The organism is Mycobacterium sp. WUMAC-067 (genome assembly GCF_020217485.1).
Lineage (GTDB): Bacteria > Actinomycetota > Actinomycetes > Mycobacteriales > Mycobacteriaceae > Mycobacterium.
This window is the reverse complement of sequence record NZ_JAEKMI010000040.1, coordinates 19,944-43,645: the sequence shown is the minus strand read 5'-3', so window position 1 is coordinate 43,645 and position 23,702 is coordinate 19,944. Positions and strand designations below refer to the sequence as shown.

At 69.7% G+C, this 23,702-nt stretch carries 25 protein-coding genes and 1 pseudogene; 18 read left to right on the top strand and 8 right to left on the bottom strand.

Features of this window, described 5'->3' with window-relative positions:
* From JF781_RS22165 to eccE, 7 genes and pseudogenes are all read left to right on the top strand, one after another.
* Nucleotides 1-319 (top strand): annotated as a pseudogene (locus JF781_RS22165) (PPE family protein); the annotation flags it as partial.
* A 64-nt stretch (nt 320-383) separates the two neighbouring features.
* Complete coding sequence (esxG, locus tag JF781_RS22160) at nt 384-677, top strand: type VII secretion system protein EsxG (protein WP_008261664.1); 294 nt, start codon at nt 384-386, stop codon at nt 675-677.
* 43 nt (nt 678-720) lie between these two features.
* Nucleotides 721-1,011 carry a WXG100 family type VII secretion target gene (locus JF781_RS22155; RefSeq protein ID WP_008261663.1) on the top strand — a complete coding sequence of 97 codons (291 nt, stop codon included), beginning with the start codon at nt 721-723 and terminating at the stop codon, nt 1,009-1,011.
* 20 nt (nt 1,012-1,031) lie between these two features.
* Entirely contained in the window at nt 1,032-1,976 is a 945-nt protein-coding gene (locus JF781_RS22150; RefSeq protein WP_225330336.1) for an ESX secretion-associated protein EspG, read from the top strand.
* A 78-nt stretch (nt 1,977-2,054) separates the two neighbouring features.
* On the top strand, nt 2,055-3,479 hold the full coding sequence (gene eccD / locus JF781_RS22145; RefSeq protein ID WP_225330338.1) for a type VII secretion integral membrane protein EccD: 1,425 nt from the start codon (nt 2,055-2,057) through the stop codon (nt 3,477-3,479).
* A complete protein-coding gene (gene mycP / locus JF781_RS22140; RefSeq protein ID WP_225330335.1) occupies nt 3,476-4,894 on the top strand; it encodes a type VII secretion-associated serine protease mycosin in 1,419 nt (472 codons plus the stop codon). The genes eccD and mycP overlap by 4 nt, the downstream gene beginning before the upstream one ends.
* Nucleotides 4,891-5,919 carry a type VII secretion protein EccE gene (gene eccE / locus JF781_RS22135; protein ID WP_225330334.1) on the top strand — a complete coding sequence of 343 codons (1,029 nt, stop codon included), beginning with the start codon at nt 4,891-4,893 and terminating at the stop codon, nt 5,917-5,919. The genes mycP and eccE overlap by 4 nt, the downstream gene beginning before the upstream one ends.
* Here the strand turns inward: eccE and JF781_RS22130 are convergent.
* Complete coding sequence (locus JF781_RS22130; protein WP_225330337.1) at nt 5,909-7,096, bottom strand: S9 family peptidase; 1,188 nt, start codon at nt 7,094-7,096, stop codon at nt 5,909-5,911. The genes eccE and JF781_RS22130 overlap by 11 nt on opposite strands.
* A 176-nt stretch (nt 7,097-7,272) precedes the next feature.
* Between JF781_RS22130 and JF781_RS22125 the strand changes: the two genes are divergently transcribed.
* Entirely contained in the window at nt 7,273-8,052 is a 780-nt protein-coding gene (locus tag JF781_RS22125) for a trans-aconitate 2-methyltransferase (RefSeq protein ID WP_225330333.1), read from the top strand.
* Between the two features lie 28 nt (nt 8,053-8,080).
* Here JF781_RS22125 and JF781_RS22120 read toward each other — a convergent pair whose 3' ends face one another.
* Both JF781_RS22120 and bluB read right to left on the bottom strand, forming a co-directional pair.
* Entirely contained in the window at nt 8,081-9,511 is a 1,431-nt protein-coding gene (locus JF781_RS22120) for a sulfatase (RefSeq protein ID WP_225330332.1), read from the bottom strand.
* 69 nt (nt 9,512-9,580) lie between these two features.
* Nucleotides 9,581-10,249: a 5,6-dimethylbenzimidazole synthase gene (bluB, locus tag JF781_RS22115; RefSeq protein ID WP_225330331.1), complete on the bottom strand. Its 669-nt coding sequence runs from the start codon at nt 10,247-10,249 to the stop codon at nt 9,581-9,583.
* Nucleotides 10,250-10,298: 49 nt separating this feature from the next.
* On the opposite strand from bluB, the gene JF781_RS22110 reads away from it, so the two are divergent.
* Nucleotides 10,299-10,583, top strand: a complete 285-nt coding sequence (locus JF781_RS22110) for a hypothetical protein (RefSeq protein ID WP_225330330.1) — start codon at nt 10,299-10,301, stop codon at nt 10,581-10,583.
* On the opposite strand, the gene JF781_RS22105 is transcribed toward JF781_RS22110, so the two are convergent.
* The gene (locus JF781_RS22105) at nt 10,567-11,049 is read right to left on the bottom strand and encodes a hypothetical protein (protein ID WP_225330329.1); all 483 of its coding nucleotides are present in this window, start codon (nt 11,047-11,049) and stop codon (nt 10,567-10,569) included. The two genes, JF781_RS22110 and JF781_RS22105, sit on opposite strands and share 17 nt — an antisense overlap.
* 79 nt (nt 11,050-11,128) lie before the next feature.
* Between JF781_RS22105 and JF781_RS22100 the strand changes: the two genes are divergently transcribed.
* Together JF781_RS22100 and JF781_RS22095 are read left to right on the top strand one after the other, a co-directional pair.
* Nucleotides 11,129-11,773 (top strand): phosphatase PAP2 family protein, encoded by a 645-nt coding sequence (locus JF781_RS22100; RefSeq protein ID WP_225330328.1) that lies wholly within the window; start codon nt 11,129-11,131, stop codon nt 11,771-11,773.
* Between the two features lie 98 nt (nt 11,774-11,871).
* Nucleotides 11,872-12,531 carry a L,D-transpeptidase gene (locus tag JF781_RS22095; protein WP_225330327.1) on the top strand — a complete coding sequence of 220 codons (660 nt, stop codon included), beginning with the start codon at nt 11,872-11,874 and terminating at the stop codon, nt 12,529-12,531.
* 4 nt (nt 12,532-12,535) lie between these two features.
* Here the strand turns inward: JF781_RS22095 and JF781_RS22090 are convergent, their stop codons facing one another.
* On the bottom strand, nt 12,536-13,030 hold the full coding sequence (locus JF781_RS22090; protein WP_225330326.1) for a nuclear transport factor 2 family protein: 495 nt from the start codon (nt 13,028-13,030) through the stop codon (nt 12,536-12,538).
* Between the two features lie 40 nt (nt 13,031-13,070).
* A complete protein-coding gene (locus tag JF781_RS22085) occupies nt 13,071-13,703 on the bottom strand; it encodes a TetR/AcrR family transcriptional regulator (protein ID WP_225330325.1) in 633 nt (210 codons plus the stop codon).
* Between the two features lie 38 nt (nt 13,704-13,741).
* Between JF781_RS22085 and JF781_RS22080 the strand changes: the two genes are divergently transcribed.
* From JF781_RS22080 to JF781_RS22065, 4 genes are all read left to right on the top strand, one after another.
* Nucleotides 13,742-14,971 (top strand): hypothetical protein, encoded by a 1,230-nt coding sequence (locus JF781_RS22080; RefSeq protein ID WP_225330324.1) that lies wholly within the window; start codon nt 13,742-13,744, stop codon nt 14,969-14,971.
* 154 nt (nt 14,972-15,125) lie between these two features.
* Complete coding sequence (locus JF781_RS22075) at nt 15,126-17,111, top strand: Hsp70 family protein (protein WP_225341305.1); 1,986 nt, start codon at nt 15,126-15,128, stop codon at nt 17,109-17,111.
* Nucleotides 17,112-17,242: 131 nt separating this feature from the next.
* On the top strand, nt 17,243-18,631 hold the full coding sequence (locus tag JF781_RS22070; RefSeq protein WP_225341304.1) for a hypothetical protein: 1,389 nt from the start codon (nt 17,243-17,245) through the stop codon (nt 18,629-18,631).
* Nucleotides 18,632-18,697: 66 nt separating this feature from the next.
* Nucleotides 18,698-19,084 (top strand): hypothetical protein, encoded by a 387-nt coding sequence (locus JF781_RS22065; protein WP_225330025.1) that lies wholly within the window; start codon nt 18,698-18,700, stop codon nt 19,082-19,084.
* Between the two features lie 14 nt (nt 19,085-19,098).
* Here the strand turns inward: JF781_RS22065 and JF781_RS22060 are convergent, their stop codons facing one another.
* Nucleotides 19,099-19,749 carry a DUF3060 domain-containing protein gene (locus JF781_RS22060; RefSeq protein ID WP_225330024.1) on the bottom strand — a complete coding sequence of 217 codons (651 nt, stop codon included), beginning with the start codon at nt 19,747-19,749 and terminating at the stop codon, nt 19,099-19,101.
* A gap of 57 nt (nt 19,750-19,806) precedes the next feature.
* On the opposite strand from JF781_RS22060, the gene JF781_RS22055 reads away from it, so the two are divergent.
* Entirely contained in the window at nt 19,807-20,826 is a 1,020-nt protein-coding gene (locus tag JF781_RS22055) for an NADP-dependent oxidoreductase (protein WP_225330023.1), read from the top strand.
* Nucleotides 20,827-20,942: 116 nt separating this feature from the next.
* Nucleotides 20,943-21,770, top strand: a complete 828-nt coding sequence (locus JF781_RS22050) for a family 16 glycosylhydrolase (RefSeq protein WP_225330022.1) — start codon at nt 20,943-20,945, stop codon at nt 21,768-21,770.
* A 3-nt stretch (nt 21,771-21,773) separates the two neighbouring features.
* Here the strand turns inward: JF781_RS22050 and JF781_RS22045 are convergent, their stop codons facing one another.
* Entirely contained in the window at nt 21,774-23,309 is a 1,536-nt protein-coding gene (locus tag JF781_RS22045) for a glycosyltransferase family 39 protein (protein WP_225330021.1), read from the bottom strand.
* Nucleotides 23,310-23,382: 73 nt separating this feature from the next.
* On the opposite strand from JF781_RS22045, the gene JF781_RS22040 reads away from it, so the two are divergent.
* Nucleotides 23,383-23,688 carry a hypothetical protein gene (locus JF781_RS22040; protein ID WP_225330020.1) on the top strand — a complete coding sequence of 102 codons (306 nt, stop codon included), beginning with the start codon at nt 23,383-23,385 and terminating at the stop codon, nt 23,686-23,688.
* Nucleotides 23,689-23,702 lie beyond the last annotated feature (14 nt).

Below are 23,702 nucleotides of genomic sequence, written 5' to 3'. Positions count from 1 at the left end.
GGCGCGAGCGCGGCGCCGGCGGCGGGCCGCACTGCACGACCACGCCGACGAATTCGCGGATATGGAATCCGATTTCGGTGTGCCGCCGGACTACGGCGACGAGGAGGAGCTGGCCGCGGCCATCGCGTCCGCGCAGGGGGCCGGGGCGCTCGGATTCGCCGGAACCAAGCAGCGACACAAGGCGTTTCAGGCGGCGGGACTGACCAAGCTGGCCGACGACGACTTCGGCGGCGGCCCACGGATGCCAATGGTGCCCGGCACGTGGGGACAGGAAGCCGTCAACGGAACGGGCCCAACCGAGCCGGGGAAGGGGGGATAAGGCAGTAAGCCACATCCGGGTGAATTACTCCAAACCCCAACGGACGCAATAGAAAGGAATCACCATGAGTATGTTGGACGCTCATATCCCGCAGTTGGTTGCCTCGCAATCGGCGTTCAGCGCCAAGGCCGCGCTGCTGCGCAGCACGATCAGCCAGGCCGAGCAGGAAGCGATGTCGGCCCAGGCCTTCCACCAGGGCGAGTCCTCGGCGGCGTTCCAGGCCGCGCACGCACGGTTCGTGGAGGTCGCCGCGCGGGTCAACACGCTCCTGGATATCGCCCAGGCCAACCTCGGCGACGCCGCCGGCACCTATGTGGCCGCGGACGCGGCGGCCGCCTCCGGTTACACCGCGTTCTGACACCGCCGCTTTTAGACGCCACCAACCCGCGAAAGGACTTGTGATGTCGCAAATCATGTACAACTACCCGGCGATGTTGAGCCACGCCGCCGACATGTCGGGCTACGCCGGCACGATGCAGGGGCTCGGCGCCGACATCTCCGCCGAGCAGGCCACGCTGTCCAACGCCTGGCAAGGTGATACCGGTATGACCTACCAGGTGTGGCAGGCCCAGTGGAACCAGGCCATGGAAAGCCTGGTGCGCGCATACCAGTCGATGGCCAGCACCCACGAGGCCAACACCATGTCGATGCTGGCCCGCGACCAGGCCGAAGCCGCCAAGTGGGGCGGCTAGTTCGTGGCTGAACGAGCCTGATGGAACCAGCTCCCAACGCCGTCGAGCTGACGGTCGATCACGCGTGGTTCATCGCGGAAACGATTGGGGCGGGAAGCTTCCCGTGGGTATTGGCAATCACCTGCCCCTATCGTGACGCCGCGGAACGCAACGCGTTCCTCGACCGTCAGAGGGCGGAGCTCACCCAGATGGGCCTGGTATCAGAAGCCGGACTCATCAACCCCGCCGTCGCCGAGTGGATCAAGGTGGTGTGCTTCCCCGAGCGGTGGCTCGACCTGCGTTACGTCCCCCCCGCCAACGACACCGGTGCGGCCGGTGGCGCGGGCGAGCTGCTGCGCGGCATCGTCGCGCAGCGCGCCGGGGCCGGCGGGCGGCCGTCGACGACGGTGGTGGCGTTGCGCAGCGCGCAGCTGATCACGTTCACCGCGATGGACATCGATGACCCGCGCGCCCTGGTTCCGGTTCTCTGTGTCGGGCTGGCCCAGCGGCAACCGGCGCGGTTCGACGAGTTCAGCATGCCGACCCGGGTGGGCGCCCGCGCCGACGAGCGTCTGCGTTCCGGTGCTCCGCTCGCCGAAGTCCTTGACTACCTTGGTATTCCGCAATCGGCGCGGCCGGTGGTGGAGTCGGTGTTCAACGGGTCGCGAAGCTACGTCGAGATCGTTGCCGGCTGCCACCGCGACGGCCGGCACTCCACCACCGAGGTGGGGATGAGCATCGTGGACACAAGCGAGGGCCGGGTCCTGGTCAGCCCGTCCAGCGCGTTCGACGGCGAGTGGGTTTCGACCTTCGCGCCGGGCACGCCGTTCGCGATCGCCGTCGCGATCGAACAACTGACCGCCCAGCTGCCAGACGCCGGATGGTTCGCCGAACACCGGTTAGCACGAGACTTTTCCGCTTCAACGCGAGACTTTTCGCCTTCAACGCGAGATTTCTCCCCGTCAACACTGTCCGTCCACCACTGAAAGAAATAGAGAAGAGAGCACGATGTCCCAGGAACGGCCGCAACATTCTTCGAGGGTCCGGTGACGTCCGGAACCGTCATGCCGATCGTCCGCGTGGCAATCCTCGCGGACAGCAGGTTGACGGAAATGGCCCTGCCTGCCGAGCTGCCGCTGCGCGAAATCCTGCCCGCGGTCCAGCGTTTGGTGGTTCCGGCCACCGCGAACGGCGACGCGGAAGACGGCTCCGGCTCACGCGGCGCCGCCGAGATCGGTGGTGCCACCCAACTGAGCCTGGCGCCCATCGGCGGCGCGCCGTTCAGCCTGGACGCGAGCCTGGACACGGTCGGAGTCGTCGACGGTGACCTGCTGGCGCTGCAGCCGGTGCCGGTCGGCCCGGCCGCGCCCGGCATCGTCGAGGACATCGCCGACGCCGCCATGATTTTCTCCACCTCTCGGCTGCGGCCTTGGGGCACAACGCATATCCAGCGCGGCGCGCTGGCCGCGGCGATCGCCGTGGCCTTCCTGGCGACCGGCCTGTCGGTCACCTATCGCGTCGCCACCGGCGCACTGTCCGGGGTGGTTGCGGTCAGCGCGGTCGCGGCCCTGACCGCGATCGTCGGCCTGCTGGCCACGGCGCGCTCGGCGCGCACCGGAATGGCCCTGTCGATCGCCGCGCTGGTGCCCATCGGCGCCGCGCTGGTGCTGGCGGTGCCGGGCAGGTTCGGCCCTGCGCAGGTGATGCTGGCCGCGGCCGGTGTCACCGCGTGGTCGCTGATCGCCTTGATGGTGCCCAGCGCGCAGCGCGAGCGCATCGCCGGATTCTTCACCGCGACCGCGGTGCTGGGCGCGGCGGTGCTGCTGGCCGCGGGGGCCGAATTGCTGTGGCACGTCAAGCTGGTCGCGATCGGCTGCGGTCTGATCGTGGCCGCGCTGCTGGTCACCATCGAAGCGGCGCAGCTGTCCGCGCTGTGGGCGCGCTTCCCGCTGCCGGTCATTCCGGCGCCCGGGGATCCCACGCCGTCGGCGCCGTCGCTGCAGGTGCTCGAGGACCTGCCCCGCCGCGTGCGGATCAGCGACGCCCACCAGAGCGGCTTCATCGCCGCCGCGGTGCTGCTCACTGTCCTGGGCTCGGTGGCGATCGCGCTGCGCCCGGAGACCCTGAGCGGCGCGGGCTGGTACGTGGTGGGCGCGACCGCCGCGGCGTCGGTGCTGCGCGCCCGGGTGTGGGACTCGGCGGCGTGCAAGGCGTGGCTGCTCGCCCAGCCCTATCTGACCGCCGGCGTGCTGCTGGTGATCTACACGGCGACGGGACGCTACGGCGCCGCCCTCGGTGCGGCGCTGGTGCTGCTGGCGCTCGTGGCGGTGTGGATCGTGCTGGCGCTGAACCCGGGTATCGCTGAGCCGGAGAGCTATTCGCTTCCCGTGCGACGGCTGGTGGGCTTCGCCGCGGCCGGACTCGATGCCTCGCTGATCCCCGTCATGGCGTTTGTGGTCGGGCTGTTCAGCCTGGTGCTCAATCGATGATTCGGCCGCGGCAATATCCAGCAGCCTGCCTCGCGGCGGCGTTGGCACTGTTGCCGGCCACCGCGACGTGGACGAGTCCGCCGGCTTTCGCGATCAGCCCGCCGACGGTCGATCCCGGCGTCCCCCCACCGAGCGGGGCGCCGGGGCCCGTGCAGCCGATGGAGCAGCGCGGACCCTGCGTCACGTCCGGCGTCATTCCGGGCAGCGATCCGGGCGCCCCCACGCCGAGCCAGTCCGCGCTGAATCTGCCGGCGGCATGGCAGTTTTCGCGCGGCGACGGCCAGCTGGTCGCGGTGCTCGACACCGGGGTGCGGCCGGGCCCGCGGCTGCCCAATGTCGAACCGGGCGGCGACTTCGTCGAGACCACCGACGGCCTGACCGACTGCGACGGACACGGAACGCTGGTCGCCGGGATCATCGCCGGCCAGCCCTCGGCTGACGACGGGTTCTCGGGCGTGGCCCCCGCGGCGCGCGTGGTGTCGATCAGGACGTCGTCGGCCAGGTTCTCCCCCCGCACGCCGGGCGGCGATCCGCTGATGGCTCGGGTGTCGTCCGAGGTCGCGACCCTCGCCCGGGCCATCGTGCACGCGGCCGACCTCGGCGCCCGGGTGATCGACGTCGGCTCGGCCACCTGCCTGCCCGTCGACCGCCCCGTCGACCAGGCCGCCCTCGGCGCCGCCGTGCGCTACGCGGCGGTGGACAAGGACGCGGTGATCGTGGCCGCCGCGGGCAACAGCGGGCCGACCGGATCGTTCGCCGGTGGGACATCCTGCGAATCCAATCCGCTCACCGACCTGAGCCGTCCGAACGATCCACGCAACTGGGCCGGCGTCACCTCGGTGTCCATCCCGTCGTTGTGGCAGCCGTACGTGCTGTCGGTGGCGTCGCTGACCCCGGAGGGCCAGCCGTCGAAATTCACCGTGGCGGGCCCCTGGGTGGGCGTCGCGGCGCCGGGCGAACGCATCGTGTCGGTCGGCAACGGTGACGGCGCGGGCCTCGCCAACGGCCTGCCCGACGACCATCAGCAACTGGTCGCCCTCAAGGGCACCAGCTACGCGGCCGGCTACGTCGCCGGCGTCGCCGCGCTGGTGCGCAGCAAGTATCCCGACCTGTCGGCCACCGCGGTGACGCACCGCATCACCGCGACCGCGCACAACGGCGCCCGTGACCCGTCCAACGTGGTGGGCGCCGGCAGCGTGGACCCGGTGGCCGCCTTGACCTGGCAATTGCCCGCCGGTGATCAGCCGAGCGGGGCGGCGGCGAAGCAGGTCGCCCTGCCTCCGGCGCCGGCGCCCGAGAACACCACACCGCGGACCGTCGCGGTGGCCGGCACCGCCGTGCTGGCCGTGCTGGTCGCCGTGGCCGGCGCGGTCACCACCATCGCCGCACGCCGTCGAAAGGACCCCACCCCGTGAGCAAGATTTCGATACCGACCCCCGGGAGCGGGCGAATCACGTTGGCGCTCTTGGCCATTGTGCCGGCGGTGATGGCCTACCCGTGGCGATCGCCCCGGGACTACTGGCTGCTCGGCATCGCTGCGGCCGTCGTGATCGTGCTGTTCGGCGCGTGGGGCGGTCTGTATTTCACCACCCTGGCGCGCCGCCGCCTGGCGATCATCGGGCGTCGCAATGCGTTCACGCCGGAGCCGCCGGCCACGGCGACCACCGTCCTGGTCCGGGTGGGCGCACCGGAGGGCGACTCCGATGTGCTGCCGCTGCCGCTGATCGCCGGCTACCTGGACCGCTACGGCATCCGGGCGGACAAGATCCGGATCACCAGCCGGGACAACGCCTCCGACGCCTCGCGGCGCGAGACCTGGATCGGGCTCACCGTGTCGGCGCCGGAGAACCTCGCCGCGCTGCGGGCCCGCTCGCCGCGGATCCCGTTGCAGGAGACCGCTCAGGTCGCGGCGCGGCGGCTGGCCGACCACCTCCGGGAGACCGGATGGGAAGCCACCGCCGTCGCACCCGACGACGTCCCCCGGCTGCTGACGTCCAACCCCCGTGAGAGATGGCGCGGGGTGCAGCGCGGCGCGTCGGATTACATTGCGGCATACGAGATCCGGGTGGACGAGGCCTTGCCGGAGACGCTGGACGCCATCCGGTCGCATTCTGCGCGCGAGACCTGCACCGCGCTGGAGATCGCCGGTGACAAGGACCACCCCGCCGTCGCCGTGGCGTGCGCCTTCCAGACCGACACCCCGCCGGACCGCAAGGCGCCGCTGGACGGGCTCACCCCGCAGCGCGGAAACCACCTGCCCGCACTGACGGCGCTGGACCTGCTGTCCACGACGCGGCTGGACGGGCACACGCCCGCGCCCGCGGACCTGCTCACCCGGCTGCACTGGCCCACCCTGGTCGGCGGGGCCCATCGGGCGTCGTCGGCGGGTACCGCGGAAGTCACCGAGACCGCCGTTACCCTCGAGGCCGCTAGAACATGACCTCCTGCAGGAACTCGGTCATCCGGCGCAGGTAGTCCAGCTGGCTCACGTGCATCACGTGGCTGCCCGGAAACCAGTGCAGCGCACAGTGATCCCAGTGGTGCCAGAGCTTGACGGCATGGTCCGGCGGCGCCATCCGGTCGCCGAGGCCGGTGATGATCATCCGGCGGTCCCGGCCGACCAGCGGCCGGTAGTTGAGCGGGCAGTGGTAGGCCAGACCGGCACCCAACTGCTCGTGGCTGATATCGGAGAGGCGCAGGCCCACCCGGACCAGCTTGTTGGCCGGGAACCATTCGTCGAACAGGGTCGCGGGAGTGACGACGGGGCAGTTGGGGATGACGGCGTCGAGCCGATCGTCGGCCGAGGCCACCAGCGCCGAGGTGTAGCCGCCCAGCGAGATGCCGGTGAGCGCGATCCGGTCGACACCGGTGTGGCGCAAATAGTCGATGATGGAACGAAAGTCGTGCACGGCCTGGGCCATCGCCTCGGCGAAGCCGCTGAGCCCGCCGGCGAAATAGCCGAAACCGCTGAAGGGTGAGAACTTTTCGGCCCGCTTGCCGTGAAACGGCAACGTAAACATCAGCACGTCGTAGCCCGCCCGGTAGTACCAGGGCAACGAAAAGAACCGACCGTTGGCCAGATACCACGACCCCATGAAGCCGTGGATCACGCACAGCGTGGGCCGCGGTCCGTCGTCGTGGCGCCAATGCTGCGCGCGCACCGTGTTGTTGGACCCCCACGCGCTCCAACGCGCACGCATCGCGGGGTTGATCGCGGTGAAGCTGCTGGGGAACGCGATGTTGTCGACCGTGCCGCGCGCGACCCACTCCGCCAGCGGGCTGGCCCGCCGCGAGGTCACCCGCGGCAACTCCGTGGGCGGCGGAAAGGACTGCGCGGGATCTCCCGCCGCGCCCAGCTCGGCGTAGAAGTCGAGGTTGCTCCGCTCGGTCGCGGTGTCGGGTTGCCGCAGGGCGCCCGCGACCACGAACGGCGCCACCGTGGTGGTGAGCAACGAGGCCACCCAGGTGCGCAGGGCCAGATCGCCGAGGGCCGATGCCTCGACTACCATTCGCTGACGGGGCGACAACGCCGAGTGGGGGGGTAATCCGCCGGCGCCGGCCGGCACATCGGCGCCGGGAACGTCGGGAACGGGAATGGGCGGGTCGATCGGATCCATGTCGGGCGCCACGAACGCCGATGGTAGCCGGGCGGGCTCGCGCTTCCAGGGCGTTTCACCGGTTTCCGTCGCTACGGTCTTTTCCCGGGACCACCGCGGTGGTGCAGGGGCACCATAGGAGTAATACGGTTTGCTATCAGCCGGCTAGCGACGACGCGTTGATCAGGAGGACCGACATGTGGGACCCGGACGTCTACCTGGCCTTTGCCGACCACCGCGGCCGGCCGTTCTACGATCTGCTGTCGCGGGTGGGCGCCGAGCAGGCGCGCCGCGTCGTCGATCTCGGCTGCGGGCCCGGGCACCTGACGAAGTACCTGGGCCGGCGCTGGCCGGACGCGATGATCGAGGCGGTGGACAGCTCCCCGGAGATGGTGGCCGCCGCCAAGGAACGCGGCATCGACGCCGTCACCGGCGACCTGCGCGACTGGAAGCCCCAACCGGACACCGACGTGGTGGTCAGCAACGCGGCGCTGCACTGGGTGCCCGAGCATGCCGACCTGCTGCTGCGGTGGGCGGGGGAGCTGGCGCCCGGATCGTGGATCGGGGTGCAGATGCCGGGCAACTTCGAGTCCCCGTCGTACGCGGCGGTGCGGGCGCTGGCCCGCCGCGAGCCGTACGCGAAATTGCTGCGCGACATACCTTTTCGCGTCGGCGCGGTGGTTCAGCCGCCCGCGCACTACGCCAACTTGCTGCTCGACGCGGGATGCAGGGTCGACGTCTGGGAGACCACCTATCTGCATCAGCTGACCGGCGAGCACCCGGTGCTGGAATGGATCACCGGCACGGCGCTGGTCCCGGTGCGCGAGCGGCTCGACGGCGACACCTGGGAGCAGTTCCGCGAGGAGCTGATTCCGCTGCTGTCCGACGCCTATCCGCCGCGGTCCGACGGGACGACGATCTTCCCGTTCCGGCGGGTGTTCGTCGTCGCCGTGGTGGGCGGAGCGGGCCGCGCGTAGCGGGTCGCCACCATCGGACGAGCGGCGACTATCGCTGCGCGGGCCCGCCTTCTTCGATGCCCCGGTCCGCGGCGATGGCCGACCGTGGGGTCGGCTTGGTGCCGTGATGAATCTGCAGGTACGTCTCGGTGTACCGCGCGGCGATGCGGGTTCCGGCGAACTCCGAGGGGATGACGTCACCGGTGCGCTGACGCCAATCATGCAGCAGGACGGCGAGATTGGCCGCGACGTCGTCGACGTCCGCGCCGTCGTCGGCCAGCAGGTTGGTGGTTTCGGTGGGATCGGCGCGCAGATCGTAGAGTTCGCGCTCGGGCCGCGGCGCGGTGACGAGCGGCGCCACGACCACCCCGGACGGGCTTTCCTCGATGTCCCAGGGCAGATCCAGCAGCGGGCGCGACGCGTAATTCTCGATGTAGCTGTAGTCCTTGGTGCGAATCGCGCGAATCGGATCGAACGAGTCGTGGTAGGTCTTCATCGTGTACACCTCGTCGCGCACCGGCGCGGTGGGCGGGTCCGGCTCCAGCAGCACGCCCGCGTGTGACACACCGTCGACGTCGGCCGGGGCGTCGATTCCCAACAGCCCCAACAGCGTTGGCACCAGGTCGACGGCGCTGAACAGTTCGTCGTAGACGCGCGGTGGCACGGACCGGTTGGTGGGCGGGCGGATGATCATGCCGATGCCGGTCCCGGCGTCGTACAGCGTGGATTTCGCCCGGGGGAACGCCGGTCCGTGATCGGTGAAGAACACCACCCAGGTGGTGGCGTCCAACCCGGTGTCCGCCAGCGTGTCCAGCAACCGCCCGACGGCGGCGTCGGCCGCGCTGATGGCCCCGTAGAAGGCGGCCAGGTCGCCGCGCACCTGGGGGGTGTCGGGCAGGTAGTCGGGCAGGTCGACGTCGGCGCTGTTCGCCGGGGAGTATCGGTCCTCGGGGTAGGGGCGGTGTGTCTCGAAAAAGCCGGCGGTCAACAGAAAGGGTTGTCCCACAAGGCCGTCGGCGCTTTGCCGCAGCCACTCGTCGGCCTTGTCGGCGACGTAGTCACAGTAGGAGTTCGACACGTCGAACTCGTCGAACCCCAGCCGCTTCGGGTAGGAGGTCTCGTGTTGCATACCGAAAAGCGCCGAATACCAACCCGATTCGGACAGGATCTGGGGGAGGGTCCGGATTCCGCTGCGGTATTCCCAGCCGTGGTGGGCCAGACCGATCAGGCCGTTGGATTGCGGATAACGCCCGGTGAACAGCGATCCGCGCGACGGCGAGCACAGCGGCGCGGTGGCGTGCGCCCGGGTGAACAGGATGCCCTCGGCCGCAAGGCGGTCCATTCGCGGGCTCGATACGTCCGGGTGGCCGTAGGCGCCGAGGTAGCGCCCCAGGTCGTGCCAGTGCACGATCAGCACGTTGTCCTTGCGGCGCGGGTCGTCCTTGCTGTCCGCGGCTTCGCCCGGCGTCAATTGCGTCACCTCTCACCTTGCCTTGCGACCGGCGACGATACCGCAACGGCCTGCGACGATCCCCGCCGCGTCGGCGAGTCAGGGTGACGGGAGGCGGCCCCATCGGTTCTCGCAGACGAACTCCGACAGCGGCCGCGCCACCGCCCAGCCGTCCAGTTCGAGCGCCGGCCGGTCGGGGAATGCGGGCACCGGCCCCAGGCACAGGATGGCCACCGGCTCCGCGCCGTCCGGCATGTCCAGCAGCGAGGCCAGCCGCCGCGGATCGAACAGCGACACCCAACCCATGCCGAGGCCTTCGGAACGCGCTGCCAGCCACAGATTCTGGATGGCGCACGACACCGACGCCAGGTCCATCTGCGGCAGGGTCCGCCGCCCGAACACGTGCTTGTCACGGTCGTCGCCCAGCGCCACCACGAAAAGTTCGGCGCAATCGAGGATGCCCTCCACCTTGAGCGCCAGGAATTCGTCGGCCCGCTCGCCCAGCGCGGCAGCGGTGCGCGGGCGTTCCTCGTCGACGAGTGCGTGGATCCGGCGCCGCAGCGCCGGGTCGGTGATCCGGATGAACCGCCACGGCTGCATCAGCCCCACGCTGGGCGCCGCGTGCGCGGCCTCCAGCAGGCGCGCCAGCACCTCCTCGTCCACCGCCGCGCCGGGAACGAACCGGCGCATGTCACGGCGCTCCGCGATGACGCGATAGACGGCCCGCCGCTCCTGCGGGCTGAATGCCTCATCGGTCACATCAGCCATCGTAGGAAATCCGCATTAGCGTGGACCGTGTCCTGAAGGGAGTGTCCCCGTGAAGCCGTCCGATGTACTCGAGCAGCTCGCCGCCGATCCCGCCGCCGGCCGCACCTATGGCGAGCCCTATCAGACCCCCGACGGCACCACCGTCATCGTGGTGGCCAAACCGCTGGGGGTCTTCGCCGTCCGCAACGGCCAGGCCTCCTGGACGCCGGCCGTGGACGGGAATCGCCTCGCGCTGATCGGGGTGCTCACCGGCCTGCTGGCCGCGGTGATCGGCAGCCTGGCGGTGCTGCGGCAGCCGCCGTGGCCGCGGATCACGATCAGGGACTATAGGTAACTCCGACCGCCCGGAACACGTACTCCGGCGGCATGTCGAACGCCAACGACCGGCGCGGCAGGCGGTCGAGGACCTCGGCCGGGATCGCGACCTTGTAGTGCAGCGACAACTCGCCGCTGAATTTTTCGTCGACCCGGGAGACATCGACGTCGACCTGCAGGCCGGTCGACGAGATCTCCACCTTCGCCGCACCGGTCTGCGGCGCGTTCCAGCACACGTTGACCGTCGGCCCGGCCAGCCGCGGCAGCATGGACAGCGTCGCCAGCACCCGCTCCGAGGTGAACGCCACCGACCCCGTGTAGCTCGCGACGCCGTGCGGCAACCGCACCCCGGGGATGGTGCCGCTGAATCGCCGGGTCACCGCGACGTAATCGGCAAGGTAGGTAAGGCCTTCCGATTCGACCTGGGCGTGCAGCTCGTCGGGCAGCTTGCCGATGCCGAACAATCTGCGGACAAAGACGGCCATACCGCCAGTATGACTGCGCGCGCGGCTCCGTGGGGCGGGCGCATGGCCGGCGCCGCGGCCGTGCTGGTATCGGTGGGTGATGATCCGCCCGAGGACGCCGCTGGCCGCCGGGATCGCCGCGCTGGCCGCGGCGGTCTACGCGCTCATGTGGGTGGGCTACCGCCAGCAGTGGACGTGGCTGTACCGCGTGGACTGGTCGCTGCTGGACGCGGCGCGCGCGCTCGCGATCAAGCACCCGTCGTGGCTGCGGTTCGCCGAATCGGTGTCGTTCGTGCTGGGCCCGGGTGCGCTGGCGGTGCTGGGGATCGCGGCGACGGTGTGCGCCCTGGTGATGCGCCGCCTGCGGGCCGCGCTGGTGCTGTTGCTCGCGTGCGCGCCGTGCAACGAGTTCGCGACGGCGGCGGCCAAGGCGCTGGCCAACCGCCCACGGCCGCCGACCATGCTGGTCGCGGCGGCCGGCACCTCGTTTCCGTCCGGTCATGCGCTCGAAGCGACCGCCGGGCTACTCGCGATGCTGTCATTCGCGCTGCCGATGATGAACCGCGCGACGCGCCGCGTCGCGGTCGCCGCGGTGGCGGTGGCGCTGCCGGCGGTCGGCGTCTCGCGGGTGGCGCTGAACGTGCATTACCCGTCCGACGTGCTGGCCGGCTGGTCGCTGGGATACCTGTATTTTTTGGTGTGCCTCTGGGTTTTTCGTCCCCCGGCTCCCGACCGCTCGAGCTAAAGCCCTGTCGCGGTGGGCATTTGGTCACGGCGCGGTGACCTAACTGCGGCTAAAGCTTTACTTGACCCTAAGGACGCGCGGGTCGGACGATGGAGTGCATGCACCGACTGCTCACGTCACTGTGCGCTGCGGCGTGCGTGATATTCGCCTCGGTGGTGCTCGCGCCGATCAGCGCGGCCGCCGGCGCTCCCTGGTTCGCGAACGCGGTCGGCAATGCGACACAGGTGGTTTCGGTGGTCAGCACCGGCGGCTCGAACGCGGCGATGGAGATCTTCCAGCGCACCGGCACCGGCTGGCAGTCGCTGCGTTCCGGCATCCCCACCCACGTCGGCTCGGCGGGGATGGCGCCGCAGGCCAAGAGCGGCGTTCCGGCCACCCCGATGGGCGTCTACACCCTGGACTCCGCCTTCGGCACCGCGCCGAACCCCGGCACCGGGCTGCCCTACACACAGGTGTCCGGGCCCAACTATTGGTGGAGCGGCGACGACCACAGCGCCACGTTCAACTCGATGCAGGTGTGCCAGAAGGCCCAGTGCCCGTTCAACACCGCCGAAAGCGAGAACCTGCAAATCCCGCAGTACAAGCACGCGGTCGTGATGGGTGTCAACAAGAACAAGACACCGGGCGGGGGTGCGGCGTTCTTCTTCCACACCACCGACGGCAAACCCACCGAGGGATGCGTGGCCGTCGACGACGCTCAGCTGGTGTCGATCATGAAATGGCTGCGGCCCGGCGCGGTCATCGCCATCACGAAGTAGCGCCTCAGTCGGTGGCGACCGCGCGACCGGGCTTGAGCGTGAAGTTCATGCCCTCCAAAGACATTGTGGCGTCATAGGTTCGGTCGTAGCCGGTGCCGCTGATCTTCCAGCCGGCATCCGTGCGGCGGTAGGTGTCGCGGTAGAAGGCCGCCCCGATCAACATGAAGTTGAGATCGGCGACCATCACCCGGTCCTGCAGATACCAACTGCCCGTGGCGGTGTCGCCGGTGACGGTGATGTCCGGATGCGTCACCCGGTGTTCGGTGATGACGTTCGCCGGCAGCGACGTCCGCATGTACTCCACCAAGTCGGCGCGATTGGTGAAGTGCAGCTCGTTGCCGATCGAGGGCCCGTAATCGGCCTTGATGTCCTCAGCCAGGGTGTCGGCGAAGTCATCCCAATGCTTGGTGTCCAGCGCGCGCAGATACCGGTATTTGACTTGCTTGATCGCTTCGATATCGGCCAGATCGTCGAGGGTCATCCCGTCATTGCAGCACACGCTGGTGAGCCGTTCGCTTTCGCATCGAAGAGCCGGCGGGTCAAGTGTCGCGGTCGGCGAGGTAGGTGGTGACCATGTCGATGAGGGCCCGCCGCTCCAGGCTCCAATCGACGGCGGTGCCGGTGACCATCTGCGCCAGCACCACACCGCGCAGCGTGGCCCAAATGACTTCGGCCACACCGGCATGCGCGGGCTCGGTGGTGATCAACCGCCCCAGTTGGCCGATCGCGGTGTTCATGTCGAGCAGGTGTCGCCGCGACGACGGGTCGGGGCCGCCGCGCGTCTCGCGCAGGATTTCGAAGGCGGCCATCGACGTCGGGCTGCTGTAGCAGCTCCAGGCGGTGTCGACGACGACCTCGATGCGCCTCCGCAGCGGTAGCTCGCTGACGTCGGCCGACGACAGGCTGTCCACCAGCCGGGCCACCCCGTCGTCCACCACGGCCATCAGCAGGCCGTTGCGGTCCCCGAAGTGGTACTGGATCACCCCCCACGTCACGCCCGCGCGTTCGGCGACGTGCTTGGCCGTGGCGGCGGAGAATCCCTCCTCCACGATGCAGCGGACCGTCTCCTCGATGATCTTCGCCCGGGTGTCATCGCCGCGCTTGCGGGGCGCGGTGGTTCGCCGGGTGGGGCCGACGGGGCGACCGGGCGTCTGGCCAGCAACAATGGGCATTGTTGACTTTATAACATAGCCAAGTCTATTTTTGGGGCGTGAGCAGCCCCTCGCGATACGCGCAATTGTCCCGCGACGAGCTCGTCGTTCTGGTTCCCGAACTGCTGCTGATCGGACAGCTGATCGACCGGTCCGGGATGGCCTGGTGCATTTCCTCGTTCGGTCGCGACGAGATGGTGCAGATCGCCATCGAGGAATGGGCGGGCGCCAGCCCGATCTACACCAGGCGCATGCAGAAAGCGCTGAACTACGAGGGCAACGACGTGCCAACGATTTTCAAGGGCCTGCAGCTCGATATCGGCGCGCCACCGCAATTCATGGACTTCCGCTACACCGTCCACGACCGGTGGCACGGCGAATTCCAGCTCGACCACTGCGGCGCCCTGCTCGACGTGGAGCCGATGGGCGAACAGTACGTGTTCGGGATGTGCCACACCATCGAGGACCCGACCTTCGACGCCACCGCGATCGCGACCAACCCGCGCGCGCAGGTACGCCCCATCCACCGGCCACCGCGAACGCCGGCGGACCGGCATCCGCACTGCGCGTGGACCGTCATCATCGACGAGTCCTACCCCGAGGCACAGGCCATCCCGGCCCTGGACATCGTCAGCCAAACCCGCGCCGCGACATGGGAACTCGATCCCATCGATCGCTCGGACGAGGGGCAGGCGGATTACTCGGGTCCGTTGCTGTCCGATTTCGACTTCGCCGCCTTCTCCCATTCGGCGCTGGTCCGGATGGCCGATGAGGTGTGCCTGCAGATGCACCTGCTGTACCTGTCGTTCGCGATCGCGGTGGCCGCGCGTGCCGCCAACGACGAGGAAGCCGTCGGCGTGTGTACCCGCGGCCTGATCGGCATCGCGGGCGTGGCCGCCGAACGCATCCACCGCGCGCTGAAGCTTCCGGGCGGGATCGACGGCGTGCGCCGCGTGCTCGAGTTGCACCCGCTGCTGAACCCCGCGGGCTACGTTGTCGCCGAGGCGGAGTCCAACCGGCTGCACGTCCGCCCGTCGCCGGCCCATGACGACCGCTCCTGGATCTCGCTGTGCTCGCCGAAATCCACGCAGCCGCTGCAGGCGATCGCCACCGCGGTGGAACCGCGCGTCGAGGTTCGAGTTAGCGGAACGGCCACCGACTGGACGGCGGAACTGGTCGAAACCGACTCGCCTACCGAGGAACTGCCAGAGGTTTCGGTGGTCAGGGTCAGCGGCGGAACGACCTTCCAGTTCGAGCCCAGGCGTTCGCTGCCGCTGACCGTGTTGTAACAAAAGGCTTCTTGTCAAGGGGTTTTCGGTACCGCTTCGGTGTCGCAACCGCATCGAGCGGATACCAATGACATTGCGAAGCATCGGCTTTGGGCGTGTCCGAGGCTATGGTTAACGCTGGCCACCGACCCCTATAGACGAAGGTTTTCGCTCTATGTACGACCCACTTGGGTTGTCGATCGGGACCACGAACCTGGTCGCTGCGCGTAATGGAAGCCCACCGGTTAGCCGCCGGTGCGTGCTCACCCTTTATCCGCACTGTGCACCGAAAATTGGTGTGCCCGAAGAGAATCCGCCGCTAGCCGAGCCGGGCGTGCCGATGAAGAACTTCATCGAGCGCATCGGGGATTCGGTCGCGCTGGTCTCGCCCGACGGTTCTGCGCATGACCCGGAGCTGTTGACGGTGGAGGCCCTGGACGCGATGGTGCTCGCCGCCGGCGCGGATGCGGCGTCTTCGGAGATCTCCATCGCCGTTCCCGCGCATTGGAAACCCAGCACGGTGCAGTCGCTGCGCGACGCCTTGCGCACCCATGTGGGTTTCGTCCGAAGCGGGATGGCGCCCTGCCTGGTCTCGGATGCGATCGCGTCGTTGACCGCGGTGAAATCCGAGCTCGGCCTGCCCGACGAGGGCGTGGTCGGACTGCTCGACTTCGGCGGCAGCGGCACGTCGGCCACGCTGGTGAACGTCGCCGGTGACTTCGAACTCGTCAGCGCCACAATGCGGTACGCCGCGTTGTCCGGAGAGGAGATCGACCAGGAGTTGCAGCTGCGCGCCTTCGAGGAGCTGGGCCACGGCAGCGGCCTGGACCCGGGCAGCACCGCCGGCGTCGGCCAGCTCGGCGAACTCAGGGAACAGTGCCGCGCGGCCAAGGAGCGGCTGTCGGTCGAGATGGCCACCGACATCGTCGCCGAGCTGGGCGGGCGCAGTTGCAGCCTGACGGTGACGCAGGATGACCTCGAAGAGCTGATCCAGGATCGGCTGACCGGCTTCATCTATGCCTTCGACGACATGCTGGTGCGCTACCGCAAGAACTGGTCGGACCTCGTGGCGGTGGTCACGGTCGGCGGCGGCGCGCGCATTCCGCTTGTGACCGAACGGCTTTCGATGCACGGACGCACGCCGATCCTGACCCCGTCGCAACCGGCTTTCGCGGCGGCCTCCGGGGCGCTGATCCTGGCTTCCCGCGGGGAGGAGCTGGATCTGCGGACCCGCACATCGATCGGGCTGCTCGCGGCGGCCGACGCCGCCGGCGACGTCGTGGACCTCGGCGCCGGCGATGTGCTGGTGATCGACGACGAGGCGCTCACGGATCGCGAGCTGGCGTGGTCGCAGACCGACGACCCCGGCGACCTGCGGATGCGATTCGGCGGCGAAACCTACGACGAGGACGGTCCGGCCGGCTGGTCGATGCGGCTCAACGTCATCGACCCACCCCGGGAACGCCGGCCGTGGCGGCGCCTTCGGTTCTCCCAGTTGATCATCGGGATGTCGGCGGTGGTCGCCATGACCGCCGTCGGCGGCGTGGCCTACACGCTGACCGGGATCGAAAACCGTCAGGCCCCGCCCGCGCCCTCGGTCGCGCCACCGGCGGCGCCGTCGGTCAAGCCCGCGGCGCCACCTCCGGCCGCCCCGCCGCCCACCGCGGTGCCGCCGCCCCCGCCGCCGAGTGCGCAACCCATCCCCAGTCCGGCGCCGCCGCCCGAACCGCCGCCCCCGCCGCCGTCGCCACCGCCACCGCCTCCGGTCGTGGTGACCACCGCGCCGCCGGCGCCGGTCTACACCCCGCGGCACACGGCGCCGCCGACGACGACCGCGCCGCCGCAGCCGACGGTCACCACCACGGTGCCGCCCCCACCGACGGCCACGACGACACCGCCGCCGCCTGTCACGAGTGAGGCGCCGGTCACCACCAGCACCACGACGACGGTGCCGATGACGACGGAGTGGATCCACGTCCCGCTGCTGCCGGTGCCGATACCGATCCAGGTTCCGCAGAAGCAGGCTCCCGCGACTCCGCAATACCCGCAGTACCCGCAATACCCGTCGAACGAGTATCCGCAGTATCAGCCGTATCCGGGGAACGAGTATCCGCAGTATCCGGGGAGCTCCCAGAATCCCTACTTCGGCCCGGGTTATTAGCGTCCTTCCTGCTTAGGCAGTCCGTCTGCGCGGTCACGCCCGGGCGGGTAACGTTTGTGTCACCAAGTTCGGACGGGGTTTCCCGTCATGCCCTCGTCGAGGGGGCGTTCGAAAGACCTTGGAGGCGTTACGTGGACATTGTGCTTGGGGTGTCGATGGCTCCCAGGACGGTCCGCCTGGTAGCGATCGAAGGCCAAGACGCCGACGGTGTGACCGTCGAGCAAGAAGAGTTCGAGGTTGGCGCCGCCGGCGATGCGGTCGGTCGGGTGATCGACGCGCTCAGCGGCACCCGCGAAGGAGTGTTCGAGGGCGGCCACCGGCTGAGCTCCACCGGGGTCACCTGGACGAACCCCGCCGACGTCGCCGCGCTGCGCGAGGCGATCAACGCCAGCGACCTCGGCAACGTGATGCTGGTCGCGCCGTTGCTGGCGGCGGCCGCGCTGGCGCAGACGGTCGGTTATGCCCTCGCCTACGAGCGCATCGCGATGCTGTTCGTCGAGCCCGCAAGCGCGACGCTGGCCGTGGTCGAGGTCGGCGACGGTTCCATCGTCGATCTGCACCGACGCCGGATCAGCGCGGCCGACGGCGCAGCGGTGGCCGCAGAGTTGGCGACGATGGTCGCCGGCCTTGATGCGGGCGGGTCCGGGGCGGACGGCGTGTTCATCGTCGGCTGCGGAGCCGACATCGTGTCGCTGAAGTCCGCGATCGAGGCGGCCACCTCGCTGCGTGTGACGGGCCCCGAGGAGCCGGACATGGCGCTGGCCCGCGGGGCCGCGCTGGCGTCGGCGAACGCGCCGCTGTTCGCGTCGTCGACGGCGGCCCTGGCCTACGCGCTGGACCCGGGCACCGGGGAATTCAGCCCGCCGGCGGTCAGCCCCGGCTACCTCGACGTGTGGGGCGATGCCGGCACGGGCACCGGTTTCCGCGCCTACAGCGCCCTGGCCGACGAAGCCGACGAAGAGGAGAAGCCCCCACGCCGCAGCCGCGCGATGCTGCTGGCCGGCGGCGCCCTGGCCGGCATCGCCGCCGTCATCGCCGGCGTCGTGCTGGTGACGCTGACGGCGGATCAGCCGACGGGTCAGGGCCGCCACTCGGGCGTCAGCGCCGCCACGCCCGCCGTCCAGCTGCCGGCCGCACCGCCGAGCACGCCGCCGCAGGCGCAGCTGCCCGCCCCGAGCACGTCCCCGCCGGCGCCCGCGCCCACCGCGGAGGTGGCCGCCCCCGCGCCCGCGCCCGCCCCCATCGCGCAGCAACCGGCGCCGCAGACCACGGCCACGTCGGCGCCCCCCGCACCGGTCCGCCGCGCCCCGGCCCGGCAGACACCGCAGTACGTGCCGCAACCGGTCGAGCAGGCGGCGCCCCCGCCCGCCGCCCCGGCCCCCGCACCCCCGCCAGCCGCACCGCCGCCGCCGGCCGCACCGCCGCCGCCGGCCGCACCGCCTGTGACCATGTACCTGCACTTCCCGTTCGTCACGGTGCCGATCCCGATCACCCCGCCGGCGCCGCCCCCGGGCCCCTAGCACGTGGCACCGGCGGGGAGTTGAGCGCACACTGGCAATGACGGCACGCGCTGGCGAGGAGGTCGGATGGGCGAGCACGGTGGGTTCGGATTCGACCCCGAGGAATTCGATCGCATGATCCGCGAAGGCAGCGAAGGGCTGCGCGACGTGTTCGAGCGCGTCAGCAGGTTCGTCGCGGCCCCCGGGGCCCGGTCGGGCTGGTCGACGATTTTCGAGGACTTCTCACGGCGCCCCCGCCCCGCGCCCGAGACCGCGGGCGAGGCCGGTGAGGGCGTGTGGGCTATCTACACCGTCGACGCCGACGGCGGCGCGCACGTCGAACAGGTCTATGCGACCGAACTCGACGCGTTGCGCGCGAACAAGGACAACCTCGACCCGAAACGCAAGGTGCGTTTCCTGCCCTATGGCATCGCGGTCAGCGTCCTCGACGACGATTCCGAAGAGCCTGCGTAGCAGTCGTTTTCGGCTCAGCCCTGGGTGACGACGTTCGAGTCGCCGGAGTTGCTGATCTTCGGCGTGCCCGAGCGGTAGGTCACCTTGTTGTTGAAGCCTGACGCGGTGATCGCCTCGACGGCCTCGATGGTGATCGCGTTCTGCACGCCGGAGACCGACAGGCTGGCGCAATGCCCGGTGATCGTCACGGTGTTGGAAACGCCGCTGACGCTGACGATGTTGTCCTTGCAGGCGATGGTCCGGTTCTCGTTGATGCCGGCGACGCTGAGCTGGGTGCCCCGCGGCGGAGTGGATGGGGTCGACGGCGCTGCTCGCCGCGAGGCCGACGGGGCGGGACTCGTCGCGACGCTCGGCGACGAGGTGATGAACGACTTCACCCCGGAAATCTGGTGTGCGGCAAAGGCCGCGATGCCGCCCGCGAGCGCGATCACGCCGATCACGACGACGGTGCCGAGGATCCACCACACGCGGTTGCCCGACGGGCTCGGCGGGGGCGATCCGGGAATGGGTCCGCCGTAGGACCACGCTGGCGGGGCGCCCGGGGCTGGCGGCGGATGAGCCTGGCCGGCGGGCTGGGCGCTGCCCCGCTCTGAGGCCCACGCCGACTCGGCGAGCGGGCGCTCGAGTTCCCGGATCCGCTCTTCCGGGTCATCGTTTGCTGCCATGCATTGAATATGCCATTCGCTTCTGTGCTTTCGGCCCGTTCGGTAGTTTTGGGGATCGTGCCCAATTTGCCGAACCGCCAGGTGTTGTTGCGTCGCCGCCCGTCCGGGCTGGTCCGGCCGGACGACACGGAGATGGTCACCGCGGAAGCGCCCGAGCCCGCCGAGGGGGAGGCGCTGCTGCGCACCACGTACGTCGGCATCGACGCCGCCGCCCGCACCTGGCTCGACGACCAGCCCAGCTACCTCCCGCCGGTGCAGCTCGGTGAGGTCATCCGCGCGGCCGGCATCGGCGAGGTGGTCGCGTCGCGTTGTGACGCGTTCGCCGTCGGCGACGTCGTCACCACGCTGACCGGGTTTCAGGAATACGTGATCATCCGCGACGACCTGTTCAGCACGCCGATCCCGGGCGAGGACGATCAGCTGGCGATCATGTCGGTGTACGGGCCGACCGGCGCCACCGCCTACTTCGGGATGACCGACATCGGCCGACCGCAGCCCGGGGAGACGGTCGTGGTGTCGGCGGCCGCGGGGGCCACCGGGTCGGTGGCCGGCCAAATCGCCAAGATCGCCGGCGCCCGGGTGGTGGGCATCGCGGGCGGCCCCGAGAAATGCCGGGCGGTGGTGGAGGACTTCGGGTTTGACGCGTGCATCGACTACAAGAACGACGACATCGTCGCGGCGCTCAAAAAGCATTGCCCGCAACGGGTCGACGTCTACTTCGACAACGTGGGCGGGCCCATCCTCGACGCCGTGCTGGGCCGGCTGGCCTCCCGCGCGCGCGTGGTGCTGTGCGGCGTCATCTCCAGCTACCTGACCGGGGAGCATCCGGGGCCGGCGAACTATGTGAACCTGCTCTCGAAGACCGCGCTCATGCAGGGCTTCAACGCGCTGGATCAGTGGGGCCGCTTCGACGAGGCGTTCGCCGCGCTGCGGGGCTGGGAGGCGCAGGGCCGACTTCACCACCGGCAGACCATCTTTGAGGGCATCGAGTCGTGTGTCGACGCCCTCAACGGCCTGTTCACCGGCGTCAACGTCGGCAAGACGCTGGTCAAAATCAGCGAACCCGGCGCGTGTTGAGGCCGCAGGATGCGGCGCACCCCCACCGCGTGGTGTTATAACACCGTTTGCGAGAGTTGCCTGGGGAGATCGCGCCGGGTTTGACGAGCCGGCTTTCAACGATGGGTGGTTTGTAGATGGATCGTCGCAGCATGATGTTGATGTCGGGGCTCGGCATGCTGGGGGCTGCGATGCGCTTGCCGGGCGCCTGGGCCACCCCGTCGGCGCCGCAGGCGCCGCCGTCGGCCGGCGGCGGGTCCTACATCTTCGCCGACGAGTTCGACGGGCCCGCGGGCTCGGCGCCCGATCCGGGCAAGTGGACGATTCAGACCTGGCAGGACGACGTGTTCCCGCCCGTGGAGGGGATCTACCGCGACGATCGCCAAAACGTGTACCAGGACGGCAATTCCAACCTCGTCCTGTGCGCCACCCACGATCTGATGAGCAACACCTACTACAGCGGCAAGCTGCGCGGCAACTTCCGCAGCGTGATCAACCAGACCTGGGAGGCGCGGATCAAGCTGGACTGCTTGTTCCCCGGCCTGTGGCCGTCGTTCTGGGGTGTCAACGAGGATCCGCTGCCCGACGGCGAGGTCGACATCTTCGAGTGGTACGGCAACGGCGACTGGGCCCCCGGCACCACGGTCCACGCGGCGTCCAACGGGAAAACCTGGGAGGGCAGGTCGATTCCCGGTCTGGTCGACGGCAACTGGCACACGTGGCGAATGCATTGGGGCGAAGAGGGATTCGAGTTCTTCCGGGACGGGGCGCAGTACTACAGGGTGCCCAACAAGCCCATCCACGTCGCCGGCGGCGCCCCCGACGACTTCCGGTGGCCGTTCAACAACCCAGGCTACTGGATGACGCCGATGTTCACGCTCGCCGTCGGCGGGGTGGGCGCCGGTGACCCCGCCGCGGGTGTCTTCCCGTCGTCCATGCTGGTGGACTACCTGCGCATCTGGTAGCGGTCATTTCGTGGCTTTGAGCACCTGAACCAGGTTGAACTGCCACCGCTCGACCAGCCGGAAGCCCAGGTCGTGCGGCACCGCGAACGCCGGGGTCGGCCCGTAGCGGGGACCGGGCGGCAGCGCCGCGCCCCGCTCGTGCGCCGGCTGTGACGGGTCGGCCTGGGTGATGATCCAGACGACCCCGCAGTGGCTGAGCGGCGTGGCGACGACCTCGGGGATGAGGTTGGTGTCGAAGACGTCGTTGCGGTCGGTCGCGCGTTGCCACAGCGTCAGGTCGACCAGCTTGCGATAGGCGTCCGGGCGCGCCGCCAGCAGCGGGCGCATGGGTGCCGGCATGAACGTCACCGTGTCGTTGACCAGCAGGCAATCGCCCGGCGCCGCCTGCGCGGTGATCAGGTCGGCCACCTGGCTGTAGTCCATCCCGTATTTGGCGTACGGGTTACGCTGCGCCCGAACGTAATTCGGCGCCGCCGCCACGGCGAACAGACCGACCAGCGCGGCGGTGACCCAGGGCCTGGCGGCCACCGCGCCAGCGCAGACGCCCAGAACCAGCGCCATCGCCGGCGCGGTGAAGCACAGGTAGCGCGGCGTGTAGATCGAGTGCACCAGCGCCGAATAGGTCACGATCGCGGCGGTGGGGAGGGCAAGCCATCCCGCCGCGAGCACCAACAGCTGCCGCTCCGACGGCGCCAACCGCGCGGACCCGCTGAGCCACAACACAATCGCCGCGCAGATCAACAGCGCCGACAGGATGGCGAACGGGGGGCTTCGCTCGAAATACTGTTGCATCACCACGTCTTCGATGGTGCGGTGACCGATCGGGGCCACCCAGCTGATCTGGTGCGCCTGACCGGCGACCGTCAGCAGGAACGGCAGCAGGGCGCCCACCGCCGCGGCCGAGGCAATGGCGAAGCGCGCCAACACGGTTCGGCCGCGATGGAAGGCACCGATGAAGATGCCGTACGCCGCCAGCAGTAGTGCGAGGTATGCGTCGAGCACGATCGAGAACGCCAGCGCGACACCGTAAGACAGCCACAGCCACCGGGAGTCGCGGCGCGCGGCGCGCACGAGCAGGACGGTCAGCCACACCGCGGCCATCATCGACATGGCATAAGGGCGCGCCTCGATGCCCGCCCACGTGGCCCGGGGCAGGATCGCGCAGAACACCCCGGAGGCCACCGCGACGGTCCGCGACGAGAACTGCTTGCCCAGCACGACGACGCCGGCGGCCGCGCCCCCCACCGCCAGGCCACTGGGCGCGCGGGACCAGAACTCGGTGGGCGGAAAGACCTGAAACCACCCGTGCATGAGCAGGTAGTACAGGCCGTGGACGGCATCGACATTGCCCAGCATGTGCCACATCTGGGCCAGCGAACGGCTGTAGGAGGCCGAGACGGTCGCGGCCTCGTCGTACCAGAACGAGGGCCGGGCGGCCCCGGCCATGCTCACCGCGACGGCCAGCGCCGCGACGAGCAACGGGTCCAGCGCGGCCACTGCGGCCGGTCGGCGGCCGCCAAGCACGCCGGGGCTGAACACACCGCTATGGTGCCAGAACCGGACCGGCGCGATCGGCCGGCTCGGCCCTTCGATTCGAACGTATGATCGATCGATGGGACCGCTCGCCTCGATCGGGTACAACGGACAACCGGTCCGTAGCCCGTTTCGGGTGGTCCGCCCGCCCATCGCCGTGCTGGTCGACCTGACGGTGCTCTTCCCGCGCGAGCCGCACCGCTCGGGCCGCTATCAGCCCAACGGCCTGCAACTGCACAAGGTCGTCGAGGGGTGGCTGAGCTGCTGGGCCCTGTGCGAGCAGGGCGACTGGTGGGGCCTGGTCACCTATCCCGTCGCCTACGGATCGCAGCGCAAAACCGTGACGCACTGGGTGCCGGCCTGGACGCTGCGCCGCAAAGCCTGACCGCACCGCGCAAT